The organism is Arthrobacter sp. RAF14 (genome assembly GCF_052114185.1).
Taxonomy (GTDB): domain Bacteria; phylum Actinomycetota; class Actinomycetes; order Actinomycetales; family Micrococcaceae; genus Arthrobacter_E.
The window spans coordinates 1-21,356 of sequence record NZ_JBFREG010000010.1 but is presented as its reverse complement, the minus strand read 5'-3'; the positions used below and the strand labels follow the sequence as shown (position 1 = coordinate 21,356).

The 21,356-nt window shown below is 68.0% G+C and carries 21 protein-coding genes; 16 read left to right on the top strand and 5 right to left on the bottom strand.

Features of this window, described 5'->3' with window-relative positions:
* Window positions 1-153 precede the first annotated feature (153 nt).
* From scpB to AB4Y75_RS15675, 4 genes are all read right to left on the bottom strand, one after another.
* The gene (gene scpB / locus AB4Y75_RS15690) at window positions 154-723 is read right to left on the bottom strand and encodes an SMC-Scp complex subunit ScpB (protein ID WP_441436813.1); all 570 of its coding nucleotides are present in this window, start codon (window positions 721-723) and stop codon (window positions 154-156) included.
* Window positions 713-1,714 (bottom strand): segregation and condensation protein A, encoded by a 1,002-nt coding sequence (locus AB4Y75_RS15685; RefSeq protein WP_441436812.1) that lies wholly within the window; start codon window positions 1,712-1,714, stop codon window positions 713-715. The genes scpB and AB4Y75_RS15685 overlap by 11 nt, the downstream gene beginning before the upstream one ends.
* Before the next feature lie 8 nt (window positions 1,715-1,722).
* Entirely contained in the window at window positions 1,723-2,613 is an 891-nt protein-coding gene (locus tag AB4Y75_RS15680) for a ParA family protein (RefSeq protein WP_066215773.1), read from the bottom strand.
* A 129-nt stretch (window positions 2,614-2,742) separates the two neighbouring features.
* Window positions 2,743-4,095, bottom strand: a complete 1,353-nt coding sequence (locus AB4Y75_RS15675) for a cation:dicarboxylate symporter family transporter (protein ID WP_441436811.1) — start codon at window positions 4,093-4,095, stop codon at window positions 2,743-2,745.
* 182 nt (window positions 4,096-4,277) lie between these two features.
* Between AB4Y75_RS15675 and AB4Y75_RS15670 the strand changes: the two genes are divergently transcribed.
* From AB4Y75_RS15670 to AB4Y75_RS15640, 7 genes are all read left to right on the top strand, one after another.
* Entirely contained in the window at window positions 4,278-5,984 is a 1,707-nt protein-coding gene (locus AB4Y75_RS15670; protein ID WP_441436930.1) for a sensor histidine kinase, read from the top strand.
* Window positions 5,981-6,697, top strand: a complete 717-nt coding sequence (locus AB4Y75_RS15665; RefSeq protein WP_441436810.1) for a response regulator — start codon at window positions 5,981-5,983, stop codon at window positions 6,695-6,697. The genes AB4Y75_RS15670 and AB4Y75_RS15665 overlap by 4 nt, the downstream gene beginning before the upstream one ends.
* A 66-nt stretch (window positions 6,698-6,763) precedes the next feature.
* Window positions 6,764-7,531, top strand: coding sequence for an SGNH/GDSL hydrolase family protein (locus tag AB4Y75_RS15660; RefSeq protein ID WP_441436809.1), 768 nt, complete (start codon window positions 6,764-6,766; stop codon window positions 7,529-7,531).
* A 75-nt stretch (window positions 7,532-7,606) separates the two neighbouring features.
* Complete coding sequence (locus tag AB4Y75_RS15655; RefSeq protein ID WP_441436808.1) at window positions 7,607-8,305, top strand: GntR family transcriptional regulator; 699 nt, start codon at window positions 7,607-7,609, stop codon at window positions 8,303-8,305.
* Window positions 8,302-9,819 (top strand): MmgE/PrpD family protein, encoded by a 1,518-nt coding sequence (locus AB4Y75_RS15650; RefSeq protein ID WP_441436807.1) that lies wholly within the window; start codon window positions 8,302-8,304, stop codon window positions 9,817-9,819. Before AB4Y75_RS15655 ends, AB4Y75_RS15650 begins: the two co-directional genes overlap by 4 nt.
* Window positions 9,819-10,727 carry a methylisocitrate lyase gene (prpB, locus tag AB4Y75_RS15645; protein ID WP_441436806.1) on the top strand — a complete coding sequence of 303 codons (909 nt, stop codon included), beginning with the start codon at window positions 9,819-9,821 and terminating at the stop codon, window positions 10,725-10,727. The genes AB4Y75_RS15650 and prpB overlap by 1 nt, the downstream gene beginning before the upstream one ends.
* 88 nt (window positions 10,728-10,815) lie before the next feature.
* Window positions 10,816-11,967: a bifunctional 2-methylcitrate synthase/citrate synthase gene (locus tag AB4Y75_RS15640; protein WP_441436805.1), complete on the top strand. Its 1,152-nt coding sequence runs from the start codon at window positions 10,816-10,818 to the stop codon at window positions 11,965-11,967.
* 111 nt (window positions 11,968-12,078) lie between these two features.
* Here the strand turns inward: AB4Y75_RS15640 and AB4Y75_RS15635 are convergent, their stop codons facing one another.
* Complete coding sequence (locus tag AB4Y75_RS15635) at window positions 12,079-12,672, bottom strand: 8-oxo-dGTP diphosphatase (protein ID WP_441436804.1); 594 nt, start codon at window positions 12,670-12,672, stop codon at window positions 12,079-12,081.
* Window positions 12,673-13,061: 389 nt separating this feature from the next.
* Here AB4Y75_RS15635 and AB4Y75_RS15630 point away from each other — a divergent pair, with 389 nt between their 5' ends.
* The 9 genes from AB4Y75_RS15630 to AB4Y75_RS15590 all read left to right on the top strand — a co-directional run.
* Entirely contained in the window at window positions 13,062-13,250 is a 189-nt protein-coding gene (locus AB4Y75_RS15630; RefSeq protein WP_441436803.1) for a hypothetical protein, read from the top strand.
* A gap of 18 nt (window positions 13,251-13,268) precedes the next feature.
* Window positions 13,269-14,162 carry a TOMM precursor leader peptide-binding protein gene (locus AB4Y75_RS15625; RefSeq protein WP_441436802.1) on the top strand — a complete coding sequence of 298 codons (894 nt, stop codon included), beginning with the start codon at window positions 13,269-13,271 and terminating at the stop codon, window positions 14,160-14,162.
* Between the two features lie 44 nt (window positions 14,163-14,206).
* Window positions 14,207-15,313, top strand: a complete 1,107-nt coding sequence (locus tag AB4Y75_RS15620) for a YcaO-like family protein (protein ID WP_441436801.1) — start codon at window positions 14,207-14,209, stop codon at window positions 15,311-15,313.
* A gap of 17 nt (window positions 15,314-15,330) precedes the next feature.
* Window positions 15,331-16,128: a SagB/ThcOx family dehydrogenase gene (locus tag AB4Y75_RS15615; RefSeq protein ID WP_441436800.1), complete on the top strand. Its 798-nt coding sequence runs from the start codon at window positions 15,331-15,333 to the stop codon at window positions 16,126-16,128.
* Window positions 16,125-17,006, top strand: a complete 882-nt coding sequence (locus tag AB4Y75_RS15610) for an ABC transporter ATP-binding protein (RefSeq protein WP_441436799.1) — start codon at window positions 16,125-16,127, stop codon at window positions 17,004-17,006. The genes AB4Y75_RS15615 and AB4Y75_RS15610 overlap by 4 nt, the downstream gene beginning before the upstream one ends.
* Window positions 17,003-17,722, top strand: coding sequence for an ABC-2 transporter permease (locus AB4Y75_RS15605; protein ID WP_441436798.1), 720 nt, complete (start codon window positions 17,003-17,005; stop codon window positions 17,720-17,722). The genes AB4Y75_RS15610 and AB4Y75_RS15605 overlap by 4 nt, the downstream gene beginning before the upstream one ends.
* Before the next feature lie 418 nt (window positions 17,723-18,140).
* Window positions 18,141-19,328, top strand: coding sequence for a S1 family peptidase (locus AB4Y75_RS15600; protein ID WP_441436797.1), 1,188 nt, complete (start codon window positions 18,141-18,143; stop codon window positions 19,326-19,328).
* A 455-nt stretch (window positions 19,329-19,783) separates the two neighbouring features.
* Window positions 19,784-21,040, top strand: coding sequence for an AI-2E family transporter (locus AB4Y75_RS15595; RefSeq protein ID WP_441436796.1), 1,257 nt, complete (start codon window positions 19,784-19,786; stop codon window positions 21,038-21,040).
* A gap of 224 nt (window positions 21,041-21,264) precedes the next feature.
* Window positions 21,265-21,356 (top strand): LysR family transcriptional regulator (locus AB4Y75_RS15590; RefSeq protein ID WP_441436929.1); only part of this gene is annotated, 92 nt, incomplete at its 3' end.

The following is a 21,356-nucleotide window of genomic DNA, read 5'->3' as shown; positions in this document are numbered from 1 at the left end:
GTGAGCGAGGCTTCGCCGAAACAGTGAGTTTGCGCCGAAACAGTGGTCAAAACACGCTGTTTCAGCGCAAACTCACTGTTTCAGTGGGCAAGGGGCGGGCCAACTTGTCCGTGCTGCCAGGCTGGGAGGGCGAATACCGACAGCCCCGCCCCACTACCTCCCCGGGTAGAACGCCGTCGACTCGTCCAGGCCCGGGAGGTAGGGCGAGATGGCGGGCAGCTCGGACAGGTCCTTCACACCGAGCCGTTCGAGGAAGTACGCCGTGGTCCGGTACTGGATGGCGCCGGACTCGGGATCGGTCCCGCAGTCCTCCACCAGGCCACGCTGGACCAGTGTCTTCATCACCGAATCCACGTTGACCCCACGGATCGCCGAGACCCGTGCCCGGGATACGGGCTGGCGGTACGCCACGACGGCCAGGGTCTCGAGCGCCGCCTGGGTCAGCCGGGCGGTCTGCCCGTCCATCACGAAGCGCTGCACGGCCTCGGCATGCACGGGCCGGGAGTAGATCCGCCAGCCGCCGGCCAGGTTCCGCAACTCGAAGCCGCGCACGCGGGAACCGAAGGCCGCGCCGTCGTAGTCCGCACGGAGCGCGTGAAGACCGGCTTCGACCTCGTCCTCGGGCACCTCCAGGGCGGAGGCGAGCTGGACCGCGCTCACCGGCTCGTCCACCACCATGAGGACCGCCTCCAGCGCGGACAGCAGTCCGTCGTCAACGCTCATCAGAAACACCTTCCTCCGCCTGCGGCGCCTCCGCCGGTTCATCGAAATCCGAGCCGGCGGAGAGCAGCACCGTGCCGTCGTCCTCCCGCTCGTGCGCCGTCCACCGGACGGTCAGCTCCCCCAGGGCTTCCAGCTGCTCGAACGCCACGGCCCGGTCGCGGAACAGCTCCAGCAAGGCCAGGAACCGGGCGATCACCACCTGGGCGTTCAGCGCGTCCGCCACGAGGGACCGGAAACTGAGCTGATGCTCCGCCTGCAAACGGAGAGCGAGGAGCTCGGCCTGCTCCCGGACGCTCACGGGCGCGCTGTGCAGATGCTCGACGCCCACCTGCGGCACCGTCTCGTCCTTGGGCGCGAGCACCTTGGCGGCGAGCTGGGCGAAGTCGTCCGGCCCGTGCTTCCACACGAGCTCCGGCAGCAGCGCGGCGAAGTGCGGCTCGAGACTGACCAGCCGCGGGAAGCGCAGCGCCTCCTGGGTGAGTTCCTCCCCCAGCTGCGTCGCGACCTCCTTGAAGGCCTTGTACTGCAGCAACCGGGCGAAGAGCAGGTCCCTGGCCTCCAGCGCGGCGAGGTCCTCCTCGGGATCGAGCTCACCGGCGGGCAGGAGCCGGGCGGCCTTGATGTCCAGGAGGGTCGCGGCGATGACCAGGAACTCGCTCGCCTCGTCCAGGGCCCAGTCCTCGCCCTGCTCCTGGAGCGCGCGGATGTACGCGATGAACTCGTCCGTGACGGTGGCCAGCGCCACCTCGGTCACGTCCATCTCCCGCTTGGAGATCAGGCTGAGCAGCAGATCGAACGGGCCGGAGAAGTTCTCCAGGCGGACCTGGAACCCCTGGGGCGCGGCGGGATCCGCGTGCCCCGCCGGCTGCTCAGTGAGGTCTTCCGCCCCGGGATCCACGACGACGGCGGCCCCGCCGGCGCCGTCCGCGGTCACCGGAAGGCCCGGCCCGGCGTCGTCGTGCATGGGTCCGCTCGCCTGGTCAGCGGGCATGACGCTGCTTACGGAGCACCGCCGCGCTCGATGAGTTCCTTGGCCAGCTGGCGGTACGCCTCGGCGCCCGGATGGTTGCTGGCGTACTGCGTGATCGGTTCCGCGGCCACCGTGGCGTCCGCGAACTTGATGGTGCGCTTGATGACTGTTTCGAAGACCTTGTCCCCGAACGCCTCGACCAGACGGGTGATGACCTCGCGGCTGTGGAGGGTGCGGGCGTCGTACATGGTGGCGAGCACGCCGTCCACCTGCAGACGCGGGTTGAGGCGGTCCTGGACCTTCTCGATGGTCTCCACGAGGAGGGCCACGGCGCGGAGCGCGAAGAACTCGCAGATCAAGGGGATGATGACGCCGTGTGCCGCGGTCAGCGCGTTGACCGTGAGGAGCCCGAGGGACGGCTGGCAGTCGATGAGGACCACGTCGTAGTCGTCCTCGACCTTGCGCAGGGCGCTGGCCAGGACCTGCTCGCGGGCGACCTCGTTGACGAGCTGCACCTCGGCGGCGGAGAGGTCGATGTTGGCGGGCAGCAGGTCCACGCCCTCCACGCCGGTGGAGTGGATCGCGTCCCGGATGTCCACCTTGCGGTCCATCAGCACGTTGTAGACCGTGAGGTCCAGCTCGTGCGGGTTGGCGCCGAAGCCGGCGGAGAGGGCGCCCTGTGGATCGAAGTCCACCAACAGGACGCGGCGCCCGTATTCGGCGAGCGCCGCGGCCAGGTTGATGGTGGAGGTGGTCTTCCCGACCCCGCCCTTCTGGTTCACCATGGCGATGACGCGGGCGGGACCGTGCGATTGCAGGGGCGCGGGGGTGGGGAACTCCCGCCAGGGGCGGCCGGTGGGGCCGAGCCTGACGTCTTCCTCGGTGGTACCCAGCGCGGTCGTACCCTGTTCGCTGCTCACGTGATGATCCACTCTTCCTGCATCGCGATGACTCTTGCCTGACCTCCACCCTAGCGGCTACGACACGCTGGCTGGGGATCTTGACAAAGTCACCCCCGTGAGCCTTGACCCTCAAGTAGAGGGTCAAGGTTAGACCGTGGCAGGGACCGTTCCCGCACCTCCGGAAGGAGCGGCGGCCACGGCGGCGCCGTGCCCGTCGGCGAGCATGGAGGACTCGTCGAACGGCCGTTCCCCGGAGAGCACGGAACGCACCTGCACCGTGTCGATCTCCTTCACCCAGGTACCGATCAGGACGGTGGCCACGGCGTTGCCCGTGAAGTTCGTCAGGGCCCGCGCCTCCGACATGAAGCGGTCGATGCCCACGATCACGCCCACACCGCCCAGCAGCTCCGGCCGGTGCGCCTGAAGGCCCGCGGCCAGCGTGGCCAGGCCCGCGCCGGTGACACCGGCGGCGCCCTTGGACGCGATGATCATGAAGACCAGCAGCGACACCTGCTCCCCCAGGTTCAGCGGCATGTTCATGGCGTTCGCCACGAAGAGCGAGGCCATGGTCAGGTAGATCGCCGTGCCGTCCAGATTGAAGGAGTAGCCCGTGGGAACGGTCACGCCCACCACCGGCTTGGAAACGCCCAGGTGCTCCATCTTGGCGATGAGCCGCGGCAGGGCGGCCTCGGAGGAGGACGTGGAGAAGATCAGGAGGTACTCACGGGCGAGGTACCGCATGAGGCTGAAGATGTTGACGCCGGACACCACGCGCAGCAAGCTGCCGAGGATCACGACGATGAACAGGGCGCACGTGATGTAGAAGGCCACCATGAGCGTCAGCATGCTGACGATCGCTTTGACACCGGTGGCTCCCACCACGGCGGCGATGGCGCCGAACGCCCCCACCGGGGCCAGCCACATGATCATGACCAGGATGCGGAACACGAGCTTCTGAGCGTGACCGATCGCGTTGAGGATCGGCGTCCCCTGGGCGCCCATCTTCTGGACGGCGAAACCGACCAGGATGGCGACGAGCAGGGTGGGAAGCACGGGGATGTCCCCCGGGATGATCCCGAGCAGGAAGTCCACGGTGCTGTCCGTGGCCGCCTTCTTGCTGGGGTCGTACGGGGTGAGCTTGAGCCCCTCGCCCGGGTGGATCAGATTGCCCACCACCAGGCCGATGGCCAGGGCGAACGTGGACATGATCACGAAGTAGAGGAGGGCCAGACCGCCCACCTTGCCCACCGTGGCCGCCTTGGCGATGGAGCCGATGCCGAGCACGATGGTGCAGAAGATGACCGGGGCGATCATCATCTTGATGAGCTTGATGAAACCGTCGCCCAGAGGCTTCAGGGACTTCCCCACCTCGGGGAAGAAGATGCCCACCAGCGCTCCGAGCACCACCGCGACGATGACGGCGATGTAGAGGTAGTGGGATGATTCAAGACGTTTGCCGCGCGCGGGCGCCGCCATTGGCGCCTGATGCTGCAAGGACATTCGTTGCTCCTTGGGAGTCGTTCGCGCGGCCTGACTGACCGCACCTCGTGGGACCATGGTGGACGGGGGCGTGACTCAGGTCACTCTTGCGGTCATATTGGTCGCGGGGACCAGGCAGGAGAACAGGCAACGGCGCCGACCGGCGCGAACCGACCTCTGAGGAGACAGGAACCGTGAAGGACCTGATGGGCCGCTGGAGCATCGCCCGCCGCCTCTTCGTGGCGAACCTGCTGCTCGTGCTCACCGCGTCGATCGGCGCGAGCGCCTTCGCCGCCGTCGACATCCGCACGCGCAGCTACGACGACGCCGGCCAGCGCACACAGAGCGTCGCCGCCACCGTGGCGGCCAGCCCGCTCGTGGCACGCGCCGCCGCCTCCCCCGACCCCTCAAGCACCCTCCAGCCGTATGCGGAGGAGGTGATGCGGCACGGCCACGTGGACTTCCTGACGATCATGGGCCCGGACCGCACGCGCTGGACTCACGCGAATCCGGCGGAGATCGGCAAGAAGTACCTGGGCACGGTGGAACCGGCGCTCCGGGGCCAGGACTTCACCGAGACGTACACCGGCACCCTGGGCGCCTCGGTCCGGACGATCGTGCCGGTGAAGGACACCTCCGGCAAGGTGGTCGCACTCGTGGCGGCGGGCGTCACCGTGCAGAACGTGGACGCCGGCATCACGTGGCGGCTGCTGGCGATCCTCGGACTCTCGGCCGCGCTCGTCACGGGAGGTGCCCTGGTGGCCTGGCTGCTGGGCCGGTATCTCCGCAGGGTCACACACGGCTGGGGTCCGGAGCAGCTCGCTCAGCTCTTCGCCTACTACGAATCCGTGCTGCACTCGGTCCGTGAGGGCGTGGTGCTCGTGGACACCCGGGGCCGGGTGGTGATGTACAACGACCAGGCCGCCGAGCTTCTGGGCCTCGACTCCCCCGGAGCCACGAACACGGCCGCATCCGCGGGCGCCCGCACGTCGACCGCGCCCACCGTGGCCGAGCTGCCCCTGGAACCGAGCCTGCGGGACCTCTTCACCTCCGGCCGCGAAGCGCGGGACGAGGTCCACCTGGCGGGGCCCCGCCTCCTGGTGGTCAATCAGCAGGCCGCCGTGGAGCAGGACTCCGGCGCACGGTCCAGACCTCGGCGCCTGGGCACCGTGGCCACCCTGCGGGACCGGACCGAGATCGAATCCCTCGGCTCGGAGCTGGCCACCACCCGCACGCTCTCCGACGCGCTCCGCGCCCAGACTCACGAACACGCCAACCGCCTCCACCTCATGGTCTCCCTCATGGAACTCGGCCGGACACCCGAGGCGCTCGAACTGGCCACTCGCGATCTCGAACTCGGCCAGCGCCTGGCGGATGACCTGCTGGGGTCCGTGGATGAGCCGGTCCTGGCCGCCCTGGTGATGGGCAAGTCCGCCGAAGCCCACGAACGGGGAGTGCTCTTGGAACTGCTGGGCGGCTCCTCGCCGGCGGTCCTGGACATCCCGGTGCAGGATCTGGTCACCATCCTCGGCAATCTGCTGGACAACGCCATCGACGCCGCGGCCGCCGCGGAACCGCCCCGCCTGGTCCGGCTGGAGGTCACCGCGGGAGACGGCTCCGTGACGTTCGCGGTGCAGGATTCCGGCGCCGGGCTCGGCGAAGGCCAGCTCGAGCGCGCCTTCGAATTCGGGTACTCCACCAAGGCGAGCCGGCACGGCCGCGGGGTGGGTCTGGCGCTCGTTCGGCAGACCGTCCGCAGGCTGGATGGGACACTGGACGTGGTGGCCGGCCGCGCGCCGTCGTCCGTTTCCGCGCCACCGGACGTGGCCGACCTGCCTGGCGCCCGCTTCGTCGTGACCCTGCCGCTGCAGGGCGGACCGGCCGCATCCACAGAAGAAGGAGAGTCATGAAACCCATCCGGGTCCTCGTCGTGGAGGACGAGGCGATCGCCCGGGAGGCGCACGCCGCCTATCTGGACCGTCTGGAGGGCTTCGAACACGCCGGAAGCGCCGCCGGAGGCCAGGAGGCTCTCAAGGCACTCATCCAGGCCCACGAAAGGGACGAGGCGGTGGATCTGGTGCTCCTGGACATGAATCTGCCGGATCTGCACGGATTGGACGTCGCCCGCCGGATGCGCAGCGCGGGCCTGCTGACGGACATCATCGCGATCACCGCCGTCCGGGAACTCGCCGTGGTCCGCGGCGCCATCGCGACGGGCGTGGTTCAGTACCTGATCAAGCCCTTCACCTACGCCACCTTCGCGGAGAAACTCGAGAATTACCGGGCCTTCCGTCAGACCCTGGGGGCCTCCGACGCCGGACCGGAGAACTCTCCTCCCTCACCGGTCGACCAGAGCGCGGTGGATCAGGCCTTCGCCACCCTGCGCACCCCGGTGGAACTCCCCCTGCCCAAGGGAATCTCGACGACGACGCTCGCGGCCGTCCGCGAACTGGTCACCACGGCGCCGCACCCGCTGTCCGCCGCCGAGCTGGCCGAACAGGCCCGGCTCTCGCGCGTGACGGCGCGCCGCTACCTCGAATACCTGGTGGGGACCGGGGTGCTGCGCAGCGCACCGAGGTACGGCACCCCCGGCAGGCCGGAGAACGAGTACCGCAGCGTGTGAGACGGCCGAACCCCACCGGCGGCACGGCACAGAAGGCACAGCGCAGACACAGGAATGACGGAGAGCATGATGAACGTGCGGAACTCACGGGAGCAGCGAGACGGCGGCAGCCGGAGGGCCTTCCTTCTGCTCGCGGTCGGAGGACCCGTCGCGGCTCTTCTGGGCGCCTGCGGCACGAGCGCCCAGGCGGCGTCCCGCGCCACTCCGGCGCCTCCCGGACAGTCCAATCTGGTCATCATCGGGGACTCGCTCAGCACCGGGTTCGGCACCTCGCCCGAGCAGGCCTGGCCCACCCTCCTGACCCAGCGGCTCGCCGCGGCGAAGCACGGCATGGTCCTGGTCAACGGCGCCCAGAACGGCAGTGGCTACATCACCACCGGATCCGACGGGGACACCTTCGGGACCGAGGTGCAACGCTACGTCAACGCCTGGACCCGGACGGTGCTGTTCTTCGGATCGGACAACGATCTGGGCCAGGACCCCGGGCAGCTCAAGCAGGCGGCCCTGGCCGCCCTCCAGGACGTGAGGCTCCGGGCCCCGCACGCCCGGCGGATCGTGGTCGGGCCTCCGGCGTACTCCGCGGATCCCGACCAGGACCTCCTCGCCATCCGCGACGCCCTCAAGGCGGCCGCCGCGGCATCATCGGCCGAGTTCGTGGATCCGATCGCCCTGGACTGGATGGCCACGCAGGCGGACGCCCTCCTGGGACCCGACGGCGAACACCCCAGCCCCGCGGGTCATGTGCACCTGGCGGATCTGATGGGCACCGTCCTGGGCCTGCCCGCCGCGGGAGCGTCGACGACGCCTGCGGCCCCCTCGCCGACCGCGACCTGAGCACTCTTGTATACATAACTGCGAATTTCGCCCGAAACCTCTCTCCTCAAAGGCCATTGTGTATACACTGAGCCCATGCGAGCACGTGACCGGGCCTACGAAGCCCTCCGGGAGGACATCGTCTCCTGGCGTCTCGCCCCCGGCACGGTCCTCGCCGAAGTGGAACAGGCGGAACGCCTCGGCGTGAGCCGCACTCCCGTGAGGGAAGCCCTCTCCCGCCTCACCGCCGAGGGGCTCGCCGTCGCCGAGCGGCGGCGCGGCGTCGTCGTGGCCGAACTCTCCGTGGCCGACCTGGACCAGTTGTTCGAACTCCGGGAAACCCTGGAAAGCCGCGCCGCGGCACTCGCCGCGAGCCGCGGCGACCGCGAGCGCTTCGCCCGCCTCCACGAACTGTTCCGCGCAGCGACGGATCAGCTGGGCAGCCCCACCGAGGTGGAGGGCTACTACCGGCTGGTCGGAGAGCTCGACGGCGCCCTGGACGCGGAATGCGGCAACGCTTACCTGGCGCTGTCCCTCCGGCAGCTCCGCCCCCACCTTCAGCGCCTGCGCCGCCTGGCCCATGACAACCCCGCCCGGCTGCGGGATTCCGCTCGGGAACACGCCGAGATCGCCGGTGCCATCGCCGCCGGGAACCCGGGCCTGGCCGCCGCAGCCACCACCATGCACCTGCATGCCAGCCTGGACCACCTTCATCACAGCCAACGCGGCCGCGGCATCCTGTCGCCCGCCGGCACCCCTCAGGACCCCAACCCACAGGAAAGCGAGTCACGGTGAAAACCCACAACGTCCGCGTCCACCGCAGCGAAGAGAACCTGGCCCGTCCGGACCAGCTGGCGCACAAGATCGCTCGGGTGGCCACCGATCCCGTCGCCGTCGACCCCGAGGTCACGGACATGATCATCAACCGGATCATCGACAACGCGTCCGTGGCCGTCGCCTCGCTCAACCGCGCCCCCATCGTGGCGGCGCGGGCGCAGGCACTCACCCATGCCCCCTCCACGGGCGGCTCCGGTTCCACGGTCTTCGGCATCCAGGACCGGGTCTCCCCCGAGTGGGCGGCCTGGGCGAATGGCGTGGCGGTGCGCGAGCTCGACTATCACGACACCTTCCTCGCCGCCGACTACTCCCACCCCGGTGACAACATCCCGCCCCTGCTGGCCGTCGCCCAGCACGTCGGCTCCTCCGGCGCGGACCTGATCCGCGGCATCGCCACCGGCTACGAGATCCAGGTGGACCTCGTCAAGGCCATCTGCCTCCACGCGCACAAGATCGACCACGTGGCACATCTGGGTCCGTCCGCGGCCGCGGGCCTCGGCACCCTGCTCGGGCTCGACACCGAGACCGTCTTCCAGGCCGTCGGCCAGGCGCTGCACACCACCACCGCCACCCGGCAGTCCCGCAAGGGCGAGATCTCCACTTGGAAGGCCCACGCCCCGGCGTTCGCCGGCAAGATGGCCGTGGAGTCCGTGGACCGCGCCATGCGCGGGCAGACCTCTCCCGTCCCGATCTATGAGGGCGAGGACGGCGTGATCGCGTGGATGCTGGATGGCCCGGACGCCTCCTACGACGTGCCCCTCCCCGAGCCGGGCGAGGCCAAGCGCGCGATCCTGGACACCTACACCAAGGAGCACTCCGCGGAGTACCAGGCGCAGGCCTGGATCGACCTGGCCCGCAAGCTGCACAGTGAGCACCCGGAGCTCACGGACCCGGCGAACGTCGCGAGCATCGTCATTCACACGAGCCACCACACGCACTACGTGATCGGCTCGGGTGCCAATGACCCACAGAAGTACAGCCCGACGGCGAGCCGCGAGACCCTGGACCACTCGATCCCGTACATCTTCACCGTCGCGTTGCAGGATGGCCGCTGGCACCATGTGGACTCCTACGCGCCCGAGCGTGCCACCCGCCCGGACACCGTGGAGCTGTGGCACAAGGTGACCACCGAGGAGGACCCCGAGTGGACGCGCCGCTACCACTCGCTCGACATCGCAGAGAAGGCCTTCGGCGGCCGCGTGGTCATCACCCTGACGGACGGCCGGGTGATCGAGGACGAGATCGCCGTCGCGGACGCACACCCGCTGGGCGCCCGGCCGTTCGCCCGGGAGCAGTACATCGCCAAGTTCCGCACCCTCGCCGAGGGTCTCGTGGAGCCTGCGGAGATCGAACGGTTCCTGGACACGGTGCAGCGCCTTCCGGAACTGGGCGCCGGGGAACTGGACCAGCTGAACATCCAGGCTGCCCCCGGCGTGATCGACCTGGCCGCCGCGCCGAAGGGCCTCTTCTGATGCTGTACTCCACCCGCACCCCGGAGCAGAAGCGCCGCGAGCTGAGGGAACTGCTGGCCTCCGGGCGCACCGTGCAGTTCCCGGGAGCGTTCAACCCTCTGTCCGCCCGCCTGATCGAGGAGAAGGGCTTCGACGGCGTCTACATCTCCGGAGCGGTCCTGGCCAACGACCTGGGGCTGCCGGACATCGGGCTCACCACGCTGACGGAAGTCGCGACGCGTGCCGGGCAGATCGCCCGCATGACGGATCTGCCCGCGCTCGTCGATGCGGACACCGGCTTCGGCGAGCCCATGAATGTGGCCCGCACCGTGCAGGAACTGGAGAACGCCGGGCTGGCGGGCTGCCACATCGAGGACCAGGTCAACCCCAAACGCTGCGGTCATCTGGACGGCAAGGCGGTGGTGGACGTGGAGACGGCGACGCGCCGGATCCAGGCGGCCGCCCAGGCCCGCCGCGACCCAGGATTCCTCCTCATGGCCCGCACCGACATCCGGGCCGCGGACGGCCTGGAAGCGGCACAGGAGCGGGCCCGCGCGCTCGTGGCTGCGGGAGCGGACGCGGTCTTCCCCGAGGCGATGAAAACCCTGGAGGAGTTCGCCGCCATCCGGGAGGCCGTGGACGTGCCGATCCTGGCCAATATGACCGAGTTCGGGCAGAGTGAGCTGTTCACACTGGAGGAACTCTCCTCCGTGGGAGTGAACATGGTCATCTATCCCGTGACCCTGCTGCGCAGCGCCCTGGGCGCGGCCGAGCGGGTCCTGGAGACCATCAAGGCGGACGGCAGCCAGCAGGCGGCCGTGCCGGACATGCTGACCCGCGCTCGCCTGTATGAGCTGGTGGACTATCCGGCCTACAACAGCTTCGACACCGGAGTCTTCAACTTCCAGGTCCCCGGCACCCCGCGTTGACTCACCGGGCTGTCACGGCGCTCGAAGCGAATTCACAGGAAACAGTCCCAGAATCACACCGAAGGCTTCATTGGACGAAGGAGTCACCATGAGCACCACACCCCAAGAGACCGACATCAAAAAGGGCCTGGCCGGCGTGGTGGTGGATTACACCGCCATCTCCAAGGTCAACCCGGACAGCAACTCCCTGCTGTACCGGGGGTATCCCGTGCATGAGCTGGCCGCGGCCAAGAGCTTCGAGGAGGTCGCCTACCTGCTCTGGAACGGCGAGCTCCCCACTCCGGAGGAGCTGGAGGCGTTCCAGGCGCGCGAGCGTGCCGGACGGGCGCTGGACCCCGTCCTGAAGACGGTGATCGACGCGCTTCCGCTGAGCGCACACCCCATGGACGTCTGCCGCACGGCGGCCTCCGTCCTGGGCGCGCGTCACCCGCAGGCCGAGGATTCCAGTCCGGAGGCCAACCAGTCCAAGGCGATCGATCTGTGGGCCGCCATGCCCGCCGTGGTGGCCTACGACCAGCGACGCCGGCACGGCCAGGACGCCGTGGAACCCCGGGATGATCTCGGGTACTCGGCGAACTTCCTCTGGATGGCCTTTGGCGAGGAGGCCGCCCCGGCCGTCGTGGACGCGTTCAACGTCTCGATGATCCTGTACGCGGAGCACTCCTTCAACGCCTCCACGTTCACGGCCCGGGTCATCACCTCCACGCTCGCGGATCTGCACTCCGCGGTCACGGGCGCCATCGGAGCACTCAAAGGTCCGCTGCACGGCGGCGCCAATGAGGCGGTCATGCACACCTTCGAAGAGCTGGGCATCGATCCTTCCGAGTCCGCCGAGGACGCCGCCTCCCGGGCGAAGGCCTGGATGGAGGACGCGCTCGCCGCGAAGAAGAAGGTCATGGGCTTCGGTCACCGCGTCTACAAGCACGGCGACTCCCGCGTCCCGACCATGAAGGCCGCCCTCGACGCCATGATCGAACACTACGGACGCCCGGAACTCCTGGGGCTGTACAACGGGCTCGAACAGGCGATGGACGAGGCGAAGGGCATCAAGCCGAACCTCGACTACCCGGCCGGCCCCACCTATCACCTGATGGGCTTCGACACTCCGACGTTCACGCCGCTCTTCGTCGCCAGCCGGATCGTCGGCTGGACGGCACACGTCATGGAGCAGGCCGGGGCGAACTCCCTGATCCGCCCCCTGAGCGCCTACAACGGTGTGGACGAGCGTCACCTGAGCTGACACTCCGGATGCGACGACGACGGCGCGCGGCCACGTTCCCGGTGGCCGCGCGCCGTCGTCGTTCAGGCGGTCGTCTTTCAGGCCGTCGGTGACTTCGGGCGGCGCGGCGTCTCAGGCGCTGTGGAAGTCCTCGTCGGCCTCCACACGACTCTCGGGCCCGCCCTGTGGTCCACCAAGGGTCCACTCGACCCCGGCGACCGCGTGGTTGTCCTCGGCCAGGGTGACCGTGACGTCAAAGGCCTGCGGCGATCCCACGGACACGGCATGGGCGGCGCGGCTCAGAGCCTCCTCGAGCCAGTGCCCGGCGTCAGGCCACATACGCCCGAACGGAAGCGCGTCGAGGCCGTGCCATTCAGGGGCGATCTCCTCGCTGCCCGACACCTCGCCCTCCCAGCGGTCCGCCGCGTAGACCACGGAATTCATGTCCCACCGGGGCTGCGCGGGGAAGACGAACCGGACCCTGCCGAGCTTGTGAAGGGCCTCCTGCGGGACCACGACGTCCACTTCCTCCCAGACCTCCCGTTGCAACGCCTCCTCGGGGGTCTCCCCCGCTTCGACGTGGCCACCGATGGCCACCACTTTGCCCTGGCCGAAGCCCCTTCGCTTGAGACCGAGCAGGACGTCCCAGAGCGCGGGATCCCCTTCGAGCCCGGAGGCGCCTGATGGGCGCAGCAGGAAACACAGGACGACGGAGGCGGCACTCATAGTGCTCATGCTATCGGGGCCCGAGCACGCACCGGACCGGCGTGGGGGCCCGGTGGGAGCGGCTCGACACTCCGACCAGTGCGGCATGTTGGACATTTGACCTTCGAGTGGTGATACTGATCCGGACGCATCCATCACTCGAACGCACCGCCTCACCTCCCCGGCCCTTCCCGCCGGGTCGAAGAATGTTCCCGCATCGGCCGGCGACAGGCCTTTCTTTTTGCGTGCCGATTTCCCGGAAAAATCCCTTGAAAACAGGCTCAGAACTTTCTTCGAAAGAATATTTATATGCCCTTGACGAGCGACATGAGCCACTTCTAGGCTCAATTCTGCACCTTCCAATATCAGGTGTTATTCAATCGATATTCGCTTCGTCCAAAGGAGAGCAAGTGAGCATTCTACTGACGTCCGCACCCATGGTTGAGACCGAGCCCGGCCTCGTGATGCCGGCGGTGCTGAAGGAACTCGAGTTCGAGACCGGCGGGGCGCTGGTCACCCCGGCGAAGATGAACGGTGACACCGTGACTCTCTCGTCGTCCTGCTCGTCCGGCCGCCCCACGTCCCCGAAGCAGTCCTAGTCCGGAAGAAGAATCACCGTGAGCACCACCTACGTCGTGGCCGAAGGCGTCCGGCAAGCCGATTTCGAGGATTCCTTCGTCCTGGTCTGCGGAAGTTCGATCGTCCGCTTCCGCAGGAATCAGGAATCGGCCCGGGACCTGTTCCGGTTTCTCAGCACGCCGCGCACCCTCGACGAGGTGGCAGCAGGCGTTCCAGGCCTCGGAGGCCTGGAACGCCTGCTGGGCTCACTTCGTTCAGCCGGGGTCGTGACCGCTTTCCGCGGCCCGCAAGAACGCCTGGCCGGGCTGCCGGACTTCAACCCCCTGACCGATCGGCCGGCGCTCCGGCTCGACATCCCCGAGGCCTGGGAGGACCAGGCGCGGCGAGTGCTGGGCACCTTCACCGCCGTCGACGTCGAAAGCCGCGATTCAGACCGTCGCGATCTCCCCGTCCTGATCGTCCGACCCTCCGTCCAGGAGGCGATCGACCTCTGCCGTGAGGCCTGGGCCCGCGGAGAGTGCCATGTCCCGGTGGTGCCGTTCGACGGCGGAAAGCTGATCGTCGGCCCCGCCGTCCTGCCCGGGACGAGCGCTTGCTTCGAATGCCTGGTCATCCGGCGGGCCGCCACCACCGACTGGCCGGACGAGTACCTGCGGTTCCAGCAGACCGTTCCCGCCGGAGCCTTCGAGCCCCACGATCTGGCGCTCGGCGTCCACCTCGCCGCGAGGCTCGCCGTCGCCGCCTTCTACCGGGACGCGCACGACCTCATCGGATCGTGCAGCGTCGTCAATCCTGCGTCCTTGACCAGCTACAACTCAAGAGTTTGGAGTGTGCCACGGTGCCCCTCGTGTTCAAAGACCGGGAGATCGTCAACCAGCTATCCCTGGCTCGACCCAGCCTCCTCCGCGACGGACTCGCCGGCCCTGACGTAGGGCTCATCCCGGGAATCAGGACGCTCAGGGTAGGGCCGGGATCGGTGAGCCTTCCGGCGCTCATCGACCGCTCCCCCGCACTGCCCGGCCTTCTCGAAGCGTGTCTGCCCGAGCAGGCCTCCTGTGGCTTCGGCATCGGGGCGGATCAGCTGTACGGCTCGGCCGGTGGTGAGTTCATCGAGCGCTACTCCGCGGGATACCTGCCGGATCATTTCGGCGAACCGAGCGGCTCACTGATCCCAGCCACGGCCTTCATGCCCTTCACCGAGGAGCAGTACGCCCGCCCCGGGTTCACCTACACCCACCCGGACAGCGTGGAGCACCTCCCGTACGTCACGGTTCACCGGGCCCTCGACCATTCGGCCGCCGCCGTGCCGGCCGATCTGGTCTATCTGAATCCGGGAGAACGGACCAGATGGTGTTCGATCACCTCCAACGGACTCGGCGCCGGGCGCAGTTTCGCCATGGCGGCCCGGGCCGCGGTGTTCGAGCTGGTCGAACGCGACAGCTTCATGCGCGCCTGGTACAGCAAGACATCCGGGGCCACACTGCGGATCCCCGAGACGATCCCCCGGCATTTCCCGCCCGAACTCAGAGGCACCTGCCGGCAGCTGGCGCTCCACGGCGTGACCGTCACGCTGGTCAGACTCGACGGCCCCGGCGGCATCCCGGTGATCCTCTCCTGTGCCCGCTCGGATCGTGTGGGTCTGGCCGTGGGCTGCTCGGCGAAGGCCGACGTCCGGGCGGCGATGACCGCGGCATTCATCGAGTCCCTGCACACCTACAACTGGGGGCTCGCCGAGGGGGCCACGGCACCTCCCTCCGAGGAGGTCGAGTCCCTCAAGGACCACATCGCCTTCCACGCCGCCCCCGGGCACCGCGCTTTGAACCTCTTCCTGGACTCCGGACCCGAGGTGGAGGAAACGGAGTTCGTCCACGGCGGGACCCACACCTTACCCGGCACGCTGCTCGCGCTGGAGGATGCCGGCTGGCAGGTCTACCTCAAGGATGTCCGCTCACCCGACGTCGCCTCCCACGGCTGGCACGTGATCCGCGCGCTGAGTCCTCAGGCCGCGACCCTCGACGTCGACGAACCGCACCTCCGCCAGCACCCCGGCGCGGTTCACACCACTCCACACCCGTTCCCCTGACCCCGGGAGATTCCTTCATGCCTCAGCAATGGGCCTTCAGCACCCCGGCGTACGACGATCCAGCGGAAACCTTCCATGTCGCCTCCAAGCTCAGTCTCTGGACGAGCGACTCCGCCACCGGGATGTACGCCACCGAACTCAGCACCGACCCTGAGGCGCTGAGCGCGCTGGGCCGTCCGCATCCGCCGTACCTGTCCTCCGAGCGTCTGGAACTCGACGCCGCCGCGCAGGTGACGCCCCTGACCTCAGCGCTCCGGAGCAGACGGTCCCGGGCACGGTTCGATCCACTCCCCGTGGGATTCGCAGCCTTCAGCCGGATCCTCCGCGAATCGGCCTGCATCACGGCGGAGCACGGGCGCGGGGCGCCGTCAGCCGGGGCGCTGTATCCCGTCGATGTCTACGTGGCCGTCACCGCAGTGGACGGTGTCACCCCCGGGGTCTACGCGCTGGATCCCCACGGTGCGGTGCTGCACCGCCTGCCAGTCCAGCAGAACCCGCGGGACATTCTGCGGGAGTGCCTGGTCTTCCAGAACCTCGCCGAGGATTCAGCCTTCCACGTGTTCTTCGTCGGCAGCTTCATGCGCCAGCGGATCAAGTATGGACAGCGGGCCTACCGTTTCGCGCTGATCGAAGCCGGCCACCTGGCCCAGGCCATGATGCTGTGTGCCGAGGAGTGCGACATCGGTTCCTGCGCCGTCGGAGGGTTCATCGACCAGATCGTCGACGAACTGCTCTGTCTCGACGGCGTCGAGCAGTCCGTGATCTACTCCGTGGCCTTCGGAAACGTCGCTGAGGAACCGGGAGTCCCGGCATGACGGCGATCGTGTCCTGGGAGGACGTGTCCAAGAACTACCCGGGGAAGGCGGCACTGTCGGGCTTCAGCCTGAGCCTGGGGCCGGGCGTCCATTGCCTTCTGGGTTCCAACGGCGCCGGTAAGTCGACCGCGCTGAACATCCTGACCGGGGTCAGACAACCCACCTCCGGCACGGCGACCGTCCTCGGACGGCCCGTCGTCCGCGGAGGTCCACAGGCGAGCCTGCTGAGTTGCGTGCCCCAGGCGGTGACCTTCCCGCCCACCCTCAAGGTCCGTGAGGTGCTGAGGTTCATCTCCGTGCACTACCCGGATCCCTTGGACTTCGCCGCGGTGCAGGACGCGCTGTCGCTCCAGGGAATCCTGGACAAACAATGCGGCGGCCTGTCCGGCGGCCAACTCAGGCGGCTCGGCATCGCCGGAGCCATCATCTGCAACGCCCCGGTCCTCATCATGGACGAACCGCTCGCAGGCCTGGACATCGAAGGCCGCGCCCAGGTCCGAAGCATCATCCTCGAACAGAGGAGCCTCGGCCGCTGCATCATCATGGCCTCCCACGACTACGCCGAGATCGAAGCCACCGCGGACACCGTCACGCTCGTCAAAGACGGCCGGAACATCCTGAGCGAGGACATCGAGTCCGTCAGGCAGAGGCTGGGACTGTACCAGCTGAGCTTCTCCGCCGACGCCCCGCTGCCGCAAGCGGTCCGTGCCCTCGGCGTCGTCGAACCGATGGGAGCAGGCCGGTACCGCCTGGTGACCGAGGACCCCGACACGGCCAGCAGGCTCCTCCTGGACATTCTGGACGACCCGAAACTGAACGTGCTCCAGTCCTCACTCGAGGACGCCGTGAGCGTCATCCTGAGCGAGGAGAAGGCATGAGATTCGTCGCCGAGTACGTCCGCATCCAAGTCCTGGAACTCCTCCGTCTTCCCTCGTTCTTCCTGCCCCTCATCGCGCTGCCCGCGGCGTTCTACCTCATGATCGGGGTGCGAGCGGATCTCCCCGCGGCACAGATCCTGTTCAGCTATCTGGCCTTCGCGATGCTCGGCACCATGATGTTCCAATTCGGCGTCGGCGTCGCGGCCACCCGCAACGACCCGTGGAACCTGTACCTGCTGAGCCTCCCGGTGTCCTCGAGGGTGCGCGTGGCCTCCCAGCTGATCGCCGGGTTGTTCTTCGCCGTGCTCTTCTCCCTGCCACTCCTGCTGATCGGCGTGATCAACGGCGCGGTCTTCACCGTGGCGCCCGGACGGTTCCTGTTCGGGATCGGCGCCCTGATCATCGGAGGCCTGGTCCATGGCGCACTCGGACTCGCCCTCGGCTACTGGCTCCCCGCCCGCGGAGCCGTCCCGATCACGAACCTGATCTACTTCCCCCTGGCCTTCATCGGCGGCCTCTTCGGCACCTGGGATCTGGGAGCCCTGCAGCCCCTGCACACCTTCAGCCCCACGGGCGCCTGGGCGGACCTGATCAACTCCGCACTGCTCGGCGAATCCAACAGGCAGGCGCTGGCGATCCTTGGAGGTTACTTGCTGATCTGCGGGTTCGTGGCGGTCTGGGGATACCGGCGGGTGGAACAGACTCAGTACCGGTGAGCGACGCCGGGGAGAAGGAGACCCAGAGTCCATCCGGTTTCGCACTGGGTCTCCTTCCCCGGTCGATGACGAACGTGCCGGGCCTCAGAGACACGCGATCCACCAGGACGCCATACCGGGAAAGGCCGGCGCCCCGGACAAGGTTCACCATGGGTCCGCCATAGGTCCGCCATGGAATCGTGCCCCCACGAGCGCCTTCGCGAGGGCTCGCGATTCCGGCCTACGGCCTCGGCGCACCTCGTGCTTAGGCGGGGAACCTCAGTCGGGGAACGACCGAGAGAGCTTTCCTTATGAGGCAATACGAAACATGACTATTGACATGACTCATGTTGTCACTAAATCTTGGAGGGCTCGGTCGGAACAGGCGCCGCCACGGAAAACGGCGCCGCCGACAATCCCCCCAGGAAAGGTCTCCCCCATGGCTCCTCGCAAGAAATCCACCCTCGCTGCCGGGATCATGGCGTGCGCGCTCGGGTTCGGCATCCTCCAATTGGCTGCGGCGCCGTCACAGGCCGTCTCCTCACCCGGCGCGGGGCCGGAATACAGCCAGGCCGACGAGGCGCTGGGCCGCCATCTCGGCGTCTCCACCGCGCGTGCACATCAGATTTTCGACCACGAGCGCAGCCTCAGCGCCACCGCGCGGGAACTGCAGAAGAGCCTCTCCCCGGCGCAGACCGCAGGCGCCTGGATCGACGGGGACGCGCTCGTCGTCGGCGTCACCAGCGATGCCGCTGCGCAGCGTGTCCGCGACGCAGGCGCCCGGCCGCGCAAAGTCACCAGGAGCCAGGCCGCTCTGGATTCCCTGAAGACGAAGATCACGGGCCTGTCCAGGACTGCTCCCGGTTTCGTGAGCTGGGGAGACGATGTCAAGAACAACACGGTGAGCGTCTCCGTGGCCGCTGGAAGCTCCGATCCCGGCACCAGGGCGGCCGTCGCCCAGGCCAGGAAGCTCGGCGCTGCGGTCTCCGAAACCGGTGGCGTCCCGAAGGCCACGGCCTCGATGGCGGGCGGGGAGGAATACTCGTTCCTCGAAAACGGTGAAGCCTACGTCTGTTCCGTCGGCTTCACCGCACGGGACGGTTCGGGCCGCAATGCCATGGTCTCCGCCGGCCACTGCGTGGTCAACAACAGCGACTTCACCTTCAAGGGCTCGGCCCTGGGAACCGTGATCGGCGCCACGTTCCCCGGTAACGACTACTCGGCGTTCCGGCTGGATTCCTCGGTGACTCCGTCGGCGTCGGTCAGCACCTGGAACGGGTCAACGGTCGCCGTGAGCGGATCTCAGGAGAGCGCCGTAGGCGCCCAGGTGTGCAAGAGCGGGCGGACCACCGGCTGGACCTGCGGCAGCATCAGCGCCAAGAATCAGACCGTGCGGTACGACGACGGCAGCGTCATCAATGGCCTGGTCCAGCACAGTGCCTGCGTCGAAGGCGGGGACTCCGGTGGCTCCAACGTCTCCGGAAGCCAGGCTCAGGGCGTGACCAGTGGCGCCTCGACCTACTCGAACGGCAGCTGTGGCTCCAAGGTGGGCCAGCCCACGGTCTCCTGGTACCAGCCGGTGAACCCGATCCTGTCGGCCTACGGCCTGTCTCTCCTGACCCGCTGATTCCGTGATCCGCCGACGCGGCGCCCGGAGCCACTCCTCCGGGCGCCGCACGCGACGGCGTACGCCCGGCCTGGCGTACGCCGTCGCGTTGTGCCTGGGCCGACCGACCAATTCGGCGCCATTCGGTGAATCCGACGGCCTCGCTCGGACGATCGTCGGAGGACGCTTCCTGCACTGCGGACTCGTGGCGGCCTGGGCCACCGGAAGGTGGACCGGACGCGGTGCACCGGTGGGGGCACCAATGCACCAGGTGTTCTGGCTGGTCAGGGGCACTGTTCGACTGTGGATGTGACATGGCTCGTCCCTACTCTTCAGGGGCAGGGTTCGACCATACGAATCATGGTGACCGTGCAGCAGGACGACCAGCCTCTCGCTGGTGGCCGCCGCACCACGGTGATCCCCAGTCCAAGGTCTCCTCATAGGGGACCGGCTACCGCGCACTCTCAGGAGCATCCATGTTTGGACGTCGCCACCGCGATAAGACCACAGCACCGCCCGTTCGCCCTGTCGGTGATCCCGATCGGCCGAACGGGGCTACGGTCGCGACCGCCCCGGACGCGCCACGAAGTCCCGGACACGAGCGGCTGGCGCACCTGTGGTCTGATGGTCTGGGCACTGCAGGATCCAGGGCACTGCAAGTTCTTCTTGTCATCGCCCTCGCGGGATGCGTCATCTATGCGCTCATGACGTTGTCGCTGATCGTGCTGCCGCTACTGCTAGGCCTGATTCTCACCTGTGCCTTGTGGCCTCTGGTGGCCTGGCTGCGCCGGGCTGTCAATCCGATGGTGGCTGCGTGGGTCGTGCTGCTGGGCGCTTTCGTCGTCTTCGGCGGCCTCCTGTCCGGCATCATCGCCTCGGTTGCCGCGCAGTGGCCCACCCTTTCGAACAAGGCCCGCGAAGGCGTCACGCAAGTGCAGAGTTGGGTTCAGCACCTGCCCTTCTCCATCAATCAGGACCAGGCCAACTCCTGGATATCCCAGGCTGAAAAATTCGCCACGAGCGCCCAAGCCGGTGAAGGCGCCATTTCCGGAATCTCCGCGGCAGGCGAGTTCTTCGCCGGCGTCGGAATCCTGCTGGTCGTCCTGTTCTTCTTCCTCAAGGACGGAGACCGGATCTGGGCCTTCTTCCTGTCCTGGGTTCCCGAACGTCACCGTCCCACCTGGGAGCGTGCCGGCATCCGTGCCCAGCAGACCTTCGGCGGATACGCACGCGGCACCACCATCATCGCCGCCGTCGACGCCGTCGCCGTCGGCCTGGTCATGCTCATCGCCGGAGTCCCTCTGGCCTTCCCCCTGGCCATCCTCGTGTTCATCGGCGCGTACATTCCAATGGTCGGCGCGACCATCGCTGGAGTCCTCTCCGTGCTGGTGACCCTGGTCAGCGCAGGCATCTGGCAGGCCGTCGCCGTCGCGATCGCCACGGTCCTCGTCCAAGAACTCGAAGGGCACCTCCTGCAGCCCGTCGTGATGGGCAACGCCCTCCAGCTCCACGGCCTGGTCATCCTGCTCTCCCTGACCGGCGGTTCCGTCCTGGGCGGCATCGTCGGCGCCCTCATCGCCGTCCCTCTGGTCGCGGCGACCTGGGCCACTATCAAAGTCGCCACCGGACGAGAATCACCGATGGACGACGCCAGGATCCGCAAACGCCACAACAAAGCCCGCCGCAAGGCCAGAAGACGCCTCAAGGCGGTCCGTTCCTCTGCGGCACACTGACAGCGGCGGTGGCGCGGGAACCGGTGCCTCTTCCCACGCCCCCACGCCAAGCACAACGATGACAAGCCACCGCCTGTTGAGGCGGTATGAACGTGGGGCACCAGCGAAGGCCCCACGAAGCTGTGGAGGTTCAGTCTCCGCAGTCATTGAGATGGGGGGATCCGTGAAGGAGCGGGTCCATCACGGTTCCCCTCATCTCCCTGAACACGACCAGATGGGATGCCATGCTTCTGACTCAACTCCAGTACTTCGTCGCTCTCGCGCGCGAAGAGCACTTCGGCCGGGCGGCCGCGGCGTGTTTCGTCTCGCCGTCCAC